The sequence below is a fragment of the Clostridium sp. Ade.TY genome (genome assembly GCF_000498355.1).
GTDB lineage: Bacteria > Bacillota > Clostridia > Clostridiales > Clostridiaceae > Clostridium.
This window is the reverse complement of the sequence record NZ_AVSV01000003.1, coordinates 132,292-145,499: the sequence shown is the minus strand read 5'-3', so window position 1 is coordinate 145,499 and position 13,208 is coordinate 132,292. Positions and strand designations below refer to the sequence as shown.

General features: G+C 27.5%; 12 protein-coding genes and 1 riboswitch. Of the genes, 4 read left to right on the top strand and 8 right to left on the bottom strand.

The genetic code is table 11. The features are described 5' to 3' along the window. Window positions 1-319 precede the first annotated feature (319 nt). The 6 genes from O212_RS0101340 to O212_RS0101315 all read right to left on the bottom strand — a co-directional run bounded on the left by O212_RS0101340 (window position 320) and on the right by O212_RS0101315 (window position 7,350). Complete coding sequence (locus O212_RS0101340; protein ID WP_024613378.1) at window positions 320-2,596, bottom strand: molybdopterin cofactor-binding domain-containing protein; 2,277 nt, start codon at window positions 2,594-2,596, stop codon at window positions 320-322. Window positions 2,597-2,599: 3 nt separating this feature from the next. Further along, window positions 2,600-3,058, bottom strand: a complete 459-nt coding sequence (locus O212_RS0101335) for a 2Fe-2S iron-sulfur cluster-binding protein (RefSeq protein WP_024613377.1) — start codon at window positions 3,056-3,058, stop codon at window positions 2,600-2,602. Next, window positions 3,048-3,848 (bottom strand): FAD binding domain-containing protein, encoded by an 801-nt coding sequence (locus O212_RS0101330; protein WP_024613376.1) that lies wholly within the window; start codon window positions 3,846-3,848, stop codon window positions 3,048-3,050. Before O212_RS0101330 ends, O212_RS0101335 begins: the two co-directional genes overlap by 11 nt. 121 nt (window positions 3,849-3,969) lie before the next feature. Next, on the bottom strand, window positions 3,970-5,313 hold the full coding sequence (locus O212_RS0101325; protein ID WP_024613375.1) for a nucleobase:cation symporter-2 family protein: 1,344 nt from the start codon (window positions 5,311-5,313) through the stop codon (window positions 3,970-3,972). Between the two features lie 111 nt (window positions 5,314-5,424). Further along, window positions 5,425-5,526, bottom strand: a riboswitch (purine riboswitch). A 79-nt stretch (window positions 5,527-5,605) separates the two neighbouring features. Next, window positions 5,606-6,859, bottom strand: coding sequence for an MFS transporter (locus O212_RS0101320; protein WP_024613374.1), 1,254 nt, complete (start codon window positions 6,857-6,859; stop codon window positions 5,606-5,608). Next, on the bottom strand, window positions 6,856-7,350 hold the full coding sequence (locus O212_RS0101315) for a hypothetical protein (protein WP_024613373.1): 495 nt from the start codon (window positions 7,348-7,350) through the stop codon (window positions 6,856-6,858). The genes O212_RS0101320 and O212_RS0101315 overlap by 4 nt, the downstream gene beginning before the upstream one ends. A gap of 224 nt (window positions 7,351-7,574) precedes the next feature. Here O212_RS0101315 and O212_RS0101310 point away from each other — a divergent pair, with 224 nt between their 5' ends. From O212_RS0101310 to O212_RS0101300, 3 genes are all read left to right on the top strand, one after another. After that, window positions 7,575-8,063: a DUF2975 domain-containing protein gene (locus O212_RS0101310; RefSeq protein ID WP_024613372.1), complete on the top strand. Its 489-nt coding sequence runs from the start codon at window positions 7,575-7,577 to the stop codon at window positions 8,061-8,063. A 15-nt stretch (window positions 8,064-8,078) separates the two neighbouring features. Continuing rightward, a complete protein-coding gene (locus O212_RS0101305; protein WP_024613371.1) occupies window positions 8,079-8,297 on the top strand; it encodes a helix-turn-helix transcriptional regulator in 219 nt (72 codons plus the stop codon). Between the two features lie 165 nt (window positions 8,298-8,462). Continuing rightward, a complete protein-coding gene (locus tag O212_RS0101300; protein ID WP_024613370.1) occupies window positions 8,463-9,941 on the top strand; it encodes a C69 family dipeptidase in 1,479 nt (492 codons plus the stop codon). A 201-nt stretch (window positions 9,942-10,142) separates the two neighbouring features. On the opposite strand, the gene O212_RS0101295 is transcribed toward O212_RS0101300, so the two are convergent. Continuing rightward, on the bottom strand, window positions 10,143-11,495 hold the full coding sequence (locus O212_RS0101295; protein WP_024613369.1) for a nucleobase:cation symporter-2 family protein: 1,353 nt from the start codon (window positions 11,493-11,495) through the stop codon (window positions 10,143-10,145). Between the two features lie 192 nt (window positions 11,496-11,687). Here O212_RS0101295 and O212_RS0101290 point away from each other — a divergent pair, with 192 nt between their 5' ends. After that, window positions 11,688-12,593 (top strand): prenyltransferase, encoded by a 906-nt coding sequence (locus tag O212_RS0101290; RefSeq protein WP_024613368.1) that lies wholly within the window; start codon window positions 11,688-11,690, stop codon window positions 12,591-12,593. A 44-nt stretch (window positions 12,594-12,637) separates the two neighbouring features. Here the strand turns inward: O212_RS0101290 and O212_RS0101285 are convergent, their stop codons facing one another. Next, window positions 12,638-13,084: a hypothetical protein gene (locus O212_RS0101285; protein WP_024613367.1), complete on the bottom strand. Its 447-nt coding sequence runs from the start codon at window positions 13,082-13,084 to the stop codon at window positions 12,638-12,640. Window positions 13,085-13,208 lie beyond the last annotated feature (124 nt).

Sequence of the window (13,208 nt, the reverse complement as noted above, 5' to 3'; positions counted from 1 at the left end):
AAAATCCCCCTATATTTCATTGATGTTAAACCTTAACTTATTCATTTATCAATATTTTTTGTTATAAATTTAGTAAAGTAGTTAATTATGTTTACGTTTTAACATCAATTAATATTTTATAATAAACTTAATACTTTATTTGTAAACTTTATTTTAATTTGATATTTATAATATATTTTTAAATAATTAGAAAAATATATTTTTATTTCTTTTAAATTACATTTATATAGTTAAGTATTACTATAACAATAAAATTAAAAGGATAACTCCTATAAAACTTATAGAAATTATCCCTTTAAAATATTAACTTAATATACATTTATAATTTATTCATTCCAATAACTATTTTTTCTGATGTTATAGGAAGATTTCTTACATTAACCTTTGTTGCATTATAAACAGCATGAGCTATTGCAGGTGATGGTGTATTTATAACAATTTCCCCAATTGATTTTGCTCCAAAAGGACCACTTTCCTCAAAACTACTTTCAAATTCAACTCTTATATTGCCTACATCTAATCTACTTGGAATTTTATATTGCATAAATGAATTATTCATCATTTGACCCTTTTTATTGTATATAATATCTTCATATAAAGCCATTCCAATTCCTTGAACTATTCCTCCCTCTGTCTGTACCCTTGCAAGGTTTGGATTTATTATAGTTCCACAATCAACTACTGCAACATAATCAATTATATCCACACTTCCAGTTAATTTATCCACTTCTATTTCCACAATTCCAACCATAAAAGGTGGAGGTGAAACTTCTGAATAATGTGATTCACTTGCACTTATTGATTTACTTCCACCAACTAAGCTTCTATTAGCTAAATCTTTTAATGATATTTCTTTTTCATCTCTTAATGAAAAAATCTTTTCTCCATCAAATTCAAGATTTTCTATGTTACACTTTAATAAATTTGAAGCTTCAAAAAGCATATTTTTCTTTAACCTTTCACAGGTTTTAACAACTGCCATTCCAGTAAGATAAGTTGTACTTGATGCATAAGAACCCGTATCATAAGGCGATTGATCAGTGTCAACTCCATAAACAACAATATTATCAATATCACACTCTAAGCAATCTGCCGCCATTTGAGATAATATTGTATCACATCCAGTTCCCATATCAGATGCACCAATCATTAAAGTATAAAATCCATCATCATTTAATTTAATCTCAACTGATGCAGTATCAATTAGTGATATTCCAGAGCCTTGCATAGCCATTGCTACACCAACAGATCTTACCTTTCCATTCCCCATATCTTTACATGGATATTTATTATCCCAATCTATCATTTCTTTTGCTCTTTGTAAGCATTTATCCAAAGTACAGCTATTTACCTTCTCACCATAGTAAGCGGGCATAATATCTCCTTCTTTAACCATATTTATTTCTCTTAATTTAATTGGATCCATATTAAGTTTGGCTGCAAGTTCATTTATTGCAGATTCTAAAGCAAAAATACCTTGAGTTGCACCATAACCCCTGTATGCTCCTGCACCCATAGTATTTGAATACACTACATCATAACTAAATTTATATGCCTTTGGAGTGCTATAAAGAGGCATTGACTTATGAGCTGACAATCCAACTGTTGTAGGACCATGCTCACCATAAGCTCCTGCATTTGATAATGTATATATATCAATAGCTTTAATTATTCCATTTTCATCGGCACCTAAACGAACCTTTATTTCCATTTCATGTCTTGGACTACCATTAGTCATACTCTCTTCTCTTGTAAATATCATTTTGGCTGGTTTTCCAGTCTTTAATGTTACTATTGCAGGGAAAACTTCTGAAACTACACTTTGCTTTGCCCCAAATCCGCCACCTATTCTTGGCTTAACAACTCTTATTTTTGATTTTGGTATATTTAATGCATTTGCTAATATACGTCTTACATGAAACGGAACTTGAGTTGAACTTGTTATATTTAATCTTCCGTAAATATCGAGTTCTGTAAATGTTCTAAATGTCTCCATCATAGCTTGATTATTTGCTTTAGTATGATAAGTTTCTTCGATTATATGATTACATTTACTAAATTCTTCATCTACATTGCCGTGTTCAAATCCACCTGTTGAGCAAATATTTCTTTTATTATCTGTACCAACATCACATAATGTTTTAAAATTTTCCTCTGGATGAACTAAAATATTATTATCTTTAGCTTCCCTAAAATCTAATATTGCATCTAAAACTTCATATTTAACTTTAATAAGTTTTATAGCTTTATCAACACACCTTTCATCAACTCCTGCAATAATAGCAACAGGATCTCCACAACACCTAAGTCTTTTATCTAAAATTAATCTATCATATGGACTTGGTTCAGGGTAAGATTGTCCAGCCATTGTAAATCTTGAATTTGGAACATCTTTATATGTTAATATACATTCAATACCTGGAACTTTACTTGCTATATCTGTATTAATATCTTCAATTAAAGCATGAGCATGAGGACTTCTAAGTAACTTTACAACAAGTGCATTACTTGGAAGCAAGTCTTCAGTATATACTGGCTTACCAGTTAATAATGCCATGGCATCCTTTTTTCTTATTCCTTTATTTACATACTTCATTTATTAGTCCTCCTTTAATGAATTTAAATACTTTTTAACAGCTCTAAGTTGTCCCATATATCCAGTACAACGACAAAGATTACCTGCAAGATAATTTTTTATTTCTTCTTCCGTTGGATTATTAAGTTCTCTTTTCATAGCTATAACATTCATAACAAATCCAGGACTACAAAACCCACACTGTTCTGCCCCTTCATCTGCCATAAATGCACCAAACTCTTCTGATTCTTCTTTTAATCCTTCAATAGTTGTAACATGAAGACCATTTGCTCTAAGTGCAAGAGTTGAGCATGATAATATTGGTTTTCCTTCTAAATGAACTGTACATAATCCACAGTTTGAAGTTTCACATCCTCTTTTTACACTAAAAAATCCCTTGCTTCTTATAAAATCAATTAATAAAGTATCTTCTAATATATCATCTTCAAAAATCTTATTATTAATCCACATTTTAATCTTCATAGTTGCCTCCAGTAATTTCACATATTCCTCTCTTTACAAGAACACTCGCTAATATTTCTCTATATTCTTTGCTACCTCTCATATTGCTTTCAAACTTCATTTCTTTAAAATTTCTATCAAGTAATAATTTTATTTCTTCTTTAGTTGGTATTTCACTTAAGATTTCATCACTATTTTTAATAAAATCAGCTCTCTTAGGTCTAGCACCTAATACAATCTTCCATTTACCATTAAATCTTGATATGCTACAAGCAAGTATTGGAATATCTGTAGCACTTAATCTTTGTGTTAAATAAGACACTTTTCTATTATCTTTTTTTATTATAATTCTAACTAATATGTCATTATCATATGGCATATCTTTATATACACTTAAAGGAATAATTCCACCTTTAAATAATTCAGCATATGTATCTAAAGCTAAAAGTGATGTAAGTATATCTGAAAATCCAAATCTTGAATATATACTTCCTCCAATAGTTGCTACATTACGAAACTGAACCCCAACTATATGAACTAAACTTTTCTCTATAACTCCATCAAAGTATGAATTTAAAGATGTATGAACTTCTAAGTCTCTTAATGTACACATACATCCTATTTTAAATGAGTCTTCAAACTCTTCAATTTTATCAAGCCCAAGGTTTGATAAATCTATAGCTGTTTGTATATTACGACTTCCCATCTTAAGCCAAGCCGTTCCACCTAAAACAACATTGTTCTTTTTCTGATTTAACTCATAAGCTTCTTCTAAACTTTGTGCTACTACATAATTTTTAATAGTAAACATAAACAAATTCCCTCCACAAAAAATCAATAAAACTCTTAATCTATTAAATTTCAATTATTTAATTCTGTCTTAAAACAATATAGAATCTATATTGAAATAAATATAAACAAGTATTCTTACATTAACTTACACTATCAATTTGTAAATCTTTTTCTTCTATAATTTCTTCTTCACTATTTTTCTTTGGTAAAATTAAATTTACAATAGTTGCTATAACAAAAACCATAACTATACTATTGTGAGCAAAAACTTGTGTTACCCATTCTGGAAGTTTTGCTAAAACTTCTGGAACATATCCAATCCCAACACCTATTCCAAGTGCTAAAGCGGCAATTAAACTATTTCTTTCATCCAAACCTTCTCTCATTAATGATTGAATCCCACTAATTAAAATCATTGAAAACATAATAACAGCTGCGCCACCTAAAACTGATTGAGGCATAACAGAAAATAAAGCACTAAGCTTTGGAATAAATCCTGATAATATTAAAAATGCTGCACCTGTCATAATTACAAATTTATTTACAACTTTAGTTACTGCAACAAGTCCTGCATTTTGCCCAAAAGCTGTATTTGGAAGAACACCAAAAATCGAAGCTATTCCACTTGCCACTCCATCTGCTATAACTCCACCTGATAACTCATTATCTTTTGGATCTCTATTTAAACCACCAACTGTTATTGCAGAAATATTTCCAATAGTTTCAACAGCCGTTGCTACATACATAATACTCATTGAAATAATTGCATCTATTTTAAATTCAAATCCTGTTACAAAAGGTTTTGGCATACTAATCCAAGCTGCTTCTTTAACAGCAGTAAAATCCACCATACCTAAAAATATAGATAAAATATAACCAACTATAATACCAATTAATATAGATGAAACATTTAAGAATCCCTTTTTGCATTGTTTTAATGCAATAATTACTAAGACTACTACAGTTGCAACAATTAAATTTTTTGGTGAGCCAAACTGATCAGAACCTGAGCCTCCACCAAAATATCTAATTCCAACTGGAAGTAATGAAAGACCTATAGAAATAATAACAAGACTTGTTACTATTGGAGGAAACAACTTTTTAAGAGGCTTTATAAAAAATCCTAAAATAATTTCCAAAATTGCTCCAACTAATGATGCACCCATAACTGCATCATATCCGTAAGTTAAACCTATAACCTTCTCTGTTCCTATAAAACCAGAGCTTGTTCCCATGACTATCGGAAGTCCACTTCCAACTCTAAACTTTGGATATAATTGAATTAATGTTGCAATCCCTGATATAAACATTGCATTTTGTATCAATATAGATTTAGTCCCTATATCAATATTTAATAATCCACAAATAATAATAAGCGGTGAAACATTACCTAAAAACATTGCAAGAACATGTTGAACACCAAGTGGAACTGCTTCCTTTAAAGGAACTTTTCCTTCTAATTCATAAATACTTCCTTTTCTCATTCTGTATTCCCCCTCAATTCTCTAAAAGTTTATCTAATAAGCAAAAAAACAACACCTCGTTAATCCATGAGGTGCTGCTTTTTGGTATATACATTTCATTTTTATCGTGTATATACTATAAGGAGCCCTCGTAGTCTGCTATTTTACGGTTAGCAGGTAGAAACTTTCGGTCCATATTACCGATGATATACGAGTTTTTTTCTTTTACATACGTATTATAACACGAATTTTATATTTTTAAAACTTTTTATTATTCGTAATTTTTATTAATATAATTTAACTTTTAAAAATATTATTTATTTTTTAAACACTTATTCCTGTTGCAATTATCATTTGTTATGCAAGCTTTTTTACACAACAATAAATATATTATAGAAATTATAACTGAAACAATTAATACCCCAATAAATAACCATGATTTATTAAAGTTATAAATAAATGCTGATACTATTGGGCTTATTGCATATCCAGTTGCTTCTGAAGCTCCAACAAATCCAAATACTATTCCTTTTATATTTTCATTTTCTCCAAATTCTGAAAGCAAGCTTTGAAGTGCAGCATTTAAAAATGTAGCTCCCAAAAAATATATTATTATAATTAATGTAAACATAGGTATACTTCTAAAAATTGATAATCCTAAAAGAGATAAATTCATAACTATAAAAGAAATAAACAGTTGTCTTTTGTTTCCTATCTTATCACTTATATATCCACCTACTGGAGCTCCAAATCCAAATATAAATAAATATATTGATATTATCATAGAAGTATATCCAGCTGATGCTCCAAGTACATCTTGACCATAGAAAGGAAATATTGATACTACACATCCATATATAAAATCTCCTAAAAATGCTATAACTCCTAAAAGTAAAATTTTACACCCTAATTTACTTTCTTTTATATCATTTATTATAGTTTTTATTCTTTCTATTGGATTTATTGATTTATCCTTTTTCTTTTTTGCTACTTCTGACTTTTCAATTTTAAAAATAGTAAATATTACTGTTAATAAAACTCCTATTGAAGCCATATAAAATACTAAATTATAATTATTAAATTTCGCAACAACAAATCCTCCAATTGCAGCTCCAATACCTCCTCCAAGAGTAAAAACTGCAGATGCAAATCCTGTACATTCCCCTCTCTTTTCTTTATCTAATGATCTTGATAATATTGAAAAAGTTGCAGGTGCTGCCATTCCAAGAACAGCTCCTTGAATAACATAAATAGAGCAAGCTAAGAAATTATTAGAAGCTATAGTATAAGAAAATGGAACAAATATCATTAATGATAAGGCTATTATTAAAAGTAACTTATCTCCTATTGCATCTGATACTAATCCAAAAGGCATTTGCGCTAACGCCTTACTAACTCCATAAAGAGACATAAATGTTCCTATGACTACTGTACTAACTCCTATTGAATCAAAATATAAAGGTATTATTGGAATCATAAAACTATAACTAATGCCAAAAATAAATCTTAAAATACAAAACTGTCTTAACTCTTTTTTCTTAAATAAAACACTATCTTTTATACTCATATTTTAACTTCAGTCGTGATTTCAGCTATAATTATTTGATTATAGCGAATCTTCTCTAATTTTAATTCTCTATTTACGAAAAAATAAGTTTCAACAGAGTACCAAATAAAAACCCAACATGCAATAGATACAAGCTGAGATAAACCATTATTTATTCCTGACAACATATAAACTAATACTCCAAGTATAATTCCAATTATAAGTTCAACTAAAGATACAATATTATTTTTTCTTATATCATGTTCTACTGATTTCATCTTTTTGATAAAAGTGTTATAGATTGCTTTTTTAAATTTTTCAACATTACCTTCTTCTTTAAATTCAACATATATTTTTATTTTTTCATTTTTATATTTTCTGTTTACTTCTTTTATAATATATTCTTCTAACTCATTAGAAAGATTATAATCTTCTAGCGAATAAAATTTACTTAACATATCAGATTCACTCTCTAAATATACAGGAATTTTATCATTTAAATTACTATTCATATTTAATCCTCTCACTAAATTTATTTATTTCTAATATTTCTCATTTAATTTAGTATTTCTCATTTTATAATTTATAATTCATATAATACTATAATTTTTATTTTTAAATAAATTTGTATAAATACAATAATTATATAAAGAATAACGATAAATTTTTATTGACACAATTGAATTTTAGAAATAAAATATATTTATTAAAACTTAAATAAAAGAGAGGTAATCTTATGATAAAAACTATAAGTTCAAAATTATTAAATGGATTTGTTCTTGCAGGAATTGTCTTAACAATAATTGCTCTTGTTTGTGCACCATTAGTTATGACAGCATTTTTTAAAACTTTGCAAGTTGAATCACCTTCTGATTTAGCCTTTGTTATATCAGGTTGTATTTATACATGTGCTATACCTTACTTAATTTCACTATTTAAACTAAAATCAATTTGTAAATTACTTTCTAGTGAAAATCCATTTACAATAAAAATTTCAAATCACTTTAAAACTATTGGAATACTTGCATTTTTAGAAGTATTTATTTTTCTTTTAGTTAACTTATTTTTATATTTTACATATAATATTTTTCTTTATGCATTAACTATAATCCCACTATTTATAGTTCCTTTTATCTCAATTACACTTGGCTTCCTTGCATTTGTTATGTCTAATATATTTAAAAAGGCAGCTGAAATAAAAGAAGAAAATGATTTAACATTTTAAGTTAGGGGTGTAAAAATGATAGTTGTTAATTTAGATGTAATGATGGCAAAAAGAAAAATGTCTTTAACAGAGTTATCCCAAAGATTAGATATGACAATGGCTAATGTATCAAACTTTAAAAATCAAAAAGCAAAAGCTTTTAGATTTACAACACTTGATGCTTTATGTAAAATATTAGACTGTCAACCCGGGGATCTTTTAGAATATGTACCTGATACAGATACAGAAAAATAAGACTCAATTTAAAATTGAGTCTTATTTTTTATATTATTGATAATATTATTAATAATATTATCTTTAAGTTAACTTTGTAAAAAAACACCTTATCCAATTGAATTTTAAAATTCAAACTCCTAAAATTTAATAGGTAAACGTATACAAAAGATAAGGAGTGATTTTATGTCATTTAAAAAATTAATTAAGTACTCTTGTTTCACTTTAGTAGCTTACTTAGCTTTAGTTACTAATGCATTTGCCTGTACTACAGTAGTTGTTGGTAAATCCGCTACTACTGATGGTTCAACGATTATAGCACGTAATGAAGATGCTAAAACTGCTTGGGATAAGAGATTTGTAGTACATCACAAGAGAACTACACACAAAAATGAGGTATATAAATCTAAAGGAAATGGATTTACATATACTCTCCCAAAAACAAGCTATAAATATACTGCTACTCCTGAATGGACAAAAAAAGATGGAGAGTATGAAGAAGCAGGAATAAATCAATATGGTGTTGCAATGAGTGCAACTGAAAGTGCAACTGCAAATGACAAAGCACTTAAAGCAGATCCTTTAGTAAAAAACGGAATCGGTGAAGATTCAATGGTTACCGTTATATTACCATACATAAAAAATGCAAGAGATGGTGTTGAAAGGCTTGGAAAAATAGTTGAAAAGAAAGGCTCCGCTGAAGTTAATGGAGTAATATTTTCTGATAAAAATGAAATTTGGTATATGGAAATAGGTTCTGGACATCATTGGGTTGCAACTAAAGTACCTGATTCAGAATATGCAGTAATACCAAATAAATTATGCATTGATAAGGTTAATTTAAAAGATACAAAAAATTATATGGGTTCAAAAGATTTAATTAAATTTTCAGAAAAAAATGGATTATATAACCCTAAAACAGATAAATACTTTAGCTTTAAAAAAGCTTTTGGAACAGAAAATGCAGAAGATGCTCAGTATAATAATCCAAGAATATGGGATGGTCAAAGAATTTTAACACCTTCTTTAAAACAAAACATAACTGATAAAAATTTTAAAATGTTCTTAAAACCAGATAAAAAAATATCTGTATCTGATGTTAGTACAGTTTTAAGATCTCACTTTAATGGAACTCAATATGATCCTTATGGAGAATATAAAGGAAAATATAGACCTATAAATGTTGCTTTTACAATGGAATCTCATATATTACAATGTAGACCAAATCTTCCAAGTGATATAGGTTGTGTACATTGGATATCTCTTGGTGTTCCTGAAACTAGCGTATTTGTACCTTTCTATTCAGGAATAAATCAAACACCAAAACAATATAGAGAAGGAACAGATACACCTGATACTAATTCAGCTTATTGGACTTATAGAACAACTGGAGCTTTAACTACACCTTACTATGCTGAATACATGAAGAAATACACTAAACCTCAATTAGCTGCTATACAAGATAAATTAAATAACTCTTTAAAGCATAGTGATAAAGAAGCTCTTAAACTTTACAAGAGAAGCCACAAAAAAGCAGAAAATTATATGACTGACCACTGCAAAGATATGTCTGATTATTCATTAAAAGAAGTTAGAAAATTAAATGGTGATTTATTAAAAGCAACAACTGCTCAAACTCCAGTTCACCATAATTCTAATTTATAAAATGCATTTTTAACTTATTCAATATAACTACTCAAAATAAAACACCTAATAAGATTTATAAGTCTTATTAGGTGTTTTTTATTTTTAATAATTATAATTTTTATACTTAATTTTTAAAATACTCTCATTAAAACTAAACTTATTAAAGTAATTTTTAAATAAATTTAATAACTCTGATTGATTTAATTATAATCTATACACTTAACTCTTTTTACTTTCCTTTAATACTTTATTATTTAGTTCCTTAGGTAATATTAAATTAAGTATAGTTGCAGTTACAAATCCACCAACTATAGCTTGACTGAACATATTTTGGAACCATTGTGGTAAATGTTGCATAACTTCAGGACAACTGCTAAGACCAAGACCAATTGCGCAAGATGCAGCAACTATTAATCCAGTTCTCTCTGAAATTTTTCCATCTTCCATTAAAAGATTAAGACCACTAATACTAATCATTGCAAACATTAATATTACAGCTCCACCCAAAACACTATTTGGTATTGATGCAACTATAGCACCAAGCTTTGGTATAAACGCACACAACATTAAAAATACTGCACCAGTCATTAATACAAATCTGTTAACTATTTTTGTAATAGCTATTAACCCAACATTTTGACTAAAAGATGTATTAGGCATTACTCCAAAAAGAGTTGCAAACGCACTACCAAAACCATCAGCATGCACAGCACCTTGAAGTTCCTTATCTGTAATATCTCTGCCAAGACCTCCCATTGCAATTCCTGTATTATCTCCTATAGTTTCAACAGTAGTTGCTAAGTATACTAATATAAATGGAATAATAGCTTCAATGTGGAAACTATACTCTAAACCTTCAATCATAAAAATAGGTTTTGGTATAGAAAACCATGCTGCTTCCTTAATTGGAGTAAAATCTACCATTCCTAAACATATAGTTATAACATAACCTACAGCAATACCAATTAATATTGCTGAAATACTTAAAAATCCTTTTGAAAATTGTTTTAATATAATTATTACTAAAAATACAATAAGTGAAATTGTTATATTTCTAATTGAACCAAATGCTGGATCTCCTTGAGTTCCAACTCCTCCACCAACAAATTGTATTCCTACATTTATTAATGAAATTCCAAGAATTAATACAACAGTTCCAGTAACCGCATGAGGTAATATTTTTCTTAAAGGTTTTATTATAAATCCTAAGAAAAACTCCATTATAGCACCAATTAAAGATGCTCCCATAATTGCCCCATAACCAAACTGAGTTCCAACACCTAAACTTACTGGTATAAATCCAGAGCTTGTTCCCATAACAACAGGTAATCCTGAACCTATTTTCCAAATTGGATAAAGTTGAATTAATGTTATAAGTCCTGCAACAAACATTGCGTTTTGTAGTAAAGTTACTTTAACTCCTACATCCATATTAAGTGCACCTGAAACAACTAATAAAGGTGCTAAGTTTCCAGCATACATTGCAAGTACATGCTGCATACCAAGAGGAATAGCATCACACAGTGGTACTCTCCCCTCTAACTGATACATATTTTCCTTTTTAATATTCAAAATTAAAACTCCTTTATAAATTAATATCACCTTAATTTATTGGTATTAGAAAACGTTTTACATTATGCTAAAAATTTAACTATATTTTCTATTATTCAACTTATATATAAAGTATAAATTTTTTAATTAACTATAAAGCTTAATAAACCTATATTATAAAAATAGTCTTAAATTTAATTTATGAGGTGATTTATGTTTACAAAAGAATATATAGTTAAGTTTTTAAAAGATTCATGGAAGGCTTTTCGTCCATTTTCTTTAACTCTTGCTATTGGATCAACAACACTTGGTATTGTTGCTGCTTATAAATTAGGTGCTTTAAATATTAAAAATCCACATGATATTTTATTAATATTTTTAATAACAATTGCTGGACTTTTAGCTCAATCTGGAGCAAATCTTGTTAATGATTATTTTGAAGGAAGTTTTAGATATTATAGACCAAGTAATAGAAAAATTAAATTTTTAGGAGTATCAAGATCATACTTTGATATATATGTATTTTTATGGGCAATGTCTTGTTTTATTTTATCTTCACTTATAGGACTTTATTTAGTTTTAATTACTAATAATAAGCTTTTAATAATTGGATTTATTGGAATCTTTATTGCTTATGCATATACTGGTGAGCCTTTTGTTCTTAAAAGAAAAGGACTTGGAGTTATTGTATCATTTATTGCAATGGGACCTCTAATGGTTATTGGTGCTTCTCTTCCATTTACTAAGGATATTAGCTTTTATCCTGTTTTTCTTTCTCTTCCTGCTTCTTTTCTTATTCCAGCACTTATGTTAAGTAATGAAATGAGAGATTTTAAAAGAGATACTAATTTAAGCATTGGTACTTTAAGCGTTAGGATTGGAAGTAAATATAGCACTTATTTATATAGATTTTTAGTTTTTGGAATGTATATACTTACTACTCTATATGTTTTAATTGGATTTTATCCTCCACTTTGTTTGTTGGTTTTTGTTACTTTTCCTTTAGCTCTTAAAGCAAATAGAAGTGTTAGTACTCTTAGTAATTTAGGAATTCCTTATACTAATAGTTTACATTTGAAATTTACGCTAATATTGATTTTAACATTAATTTTAGGATAATATAATTTTTTTATTAATATAAAAAAGATAGGTCTATTAATTGCCTATCTTTTTGCTATTTCATAGTATTTATAAAATTTAAGCCAGTTAAGAAGATTAATACTAATTCCAAGAACATATACAATATAAACAATATATTGTATATGTATATTTATATTTTCAATATTCCCTACATAAATTATTCCTTTAATCATTATATACATTGAAAATAATAATATAATAACAATAAAAATAATTCTTTCAACTTTAGTGAGCTTTGATTTATTTGTTTTATAATCACTAAATAAATCTTTTTTCTTTTTAAAATTCTTTGTAAATGTCATCATTGTAATAAATGTAGTTATTATAAATATAATGCTTATTATTTTTAATATTATGTTTTCTTTGTACTGTAGAAATTCAATATTTATTATTATATTTAATACAAGTGCTATTATAATTGTTATTCCAAGTATTAATGTAATGATTTTATCTTTTATTTTTTTAATCATAATTTTAAATTACCTCCAAGTAATATTGTTTAATTTATTATAGATATTACTTAATACTTTAATAACAAATTTTTGTATTATAAAAATTATTTTTACTTTTCCTTGATTATAATTAACACAATTA

What these genes read in the sequence shown, in the direction of transcription:
- O212_RS0101340 (WP_024613378.1), bottom strand. Translation starts at nt 2,596, where the DNA reads ATGAAGTATGTAAATAAAGGAATAAGAAAAAAGGATGCCATGGCATTA.
- O212_RS0101335 (WP_024613377.1), bottom strand. Translation starts at nt 3,058, where the DNA reads ATGAAGATTAAAATGTGGATTAATAATAAGATTTTTGAAGATGATATA.
- O212_RS0101330 (WP_024613376.1), bottom strand. Translation starts at nt 3,848, where the DNA reads ATGTTTACTATTAAAAATTATGTAGTAGCACAAAGTTTAGAAGAAGCT.
- O212_RS0101325 (WP_024613375.1), bottom strand. Translation starts at nt 5,313, where the DNA reads ATGAGAAAAGGAAGTATTTATGAATTAGAAGGAAAAGTTCCTTTAAAG.
- O212_RS0101320 (WP_024613374.1), bottom strand. Translation starts at nt 6,859, where the DNA reads ATGAGTATAAAAGATAGTGTTTTATTTAAGAAAAAAGAGTTAAGACAG.
- O212_RS0101315 (WP_024613373.1), bottom strand. Translation starts at nt 7,350, where the DNA reads ATGAATAGTAATTTAAATGATAAAATTCCTGTATATTTAGAGAGTGAA.
- O212_RS0101310 (WP_024613372.1), top strand. Translation starts at nt 7,575, where the DNA reads ATGATAAAAACTATAAGTTCAAAATTATTAAATGGATTTGTTCTTGCA.
- O212_RS0101305 (WP_024613371.1), top strand. Translation starts at nt 8,079, where the DNA reads ATGATAGTTGTTAATTTAGATGTAATGATGGCAAAAAGAAAAATGTCT.
- O212_RS0101300 (WP_024613370.1), top strand. Translation starts at nt 8,463, where the DNA reads ATGTCATTTAAAAAATTAATTAAGTACTCTTGTTTCACTTTAGTAGCT.
- O212_RS0101290 (WP_024613368.1), top strand. Translation starts at nt 11,688, where the DNA reads ATGTTTACAAAAGAATATATAGTTAAGTTTTTAAAAGATTCATGGAAG.
- O212_RS0101285 (WP_024613367.1), bottom strand. Translation starts at nt 13,084, where the DNA reads ATGATTAAAAAAATAAAAGATAAAATCATTACATTAATACTTGGAATA.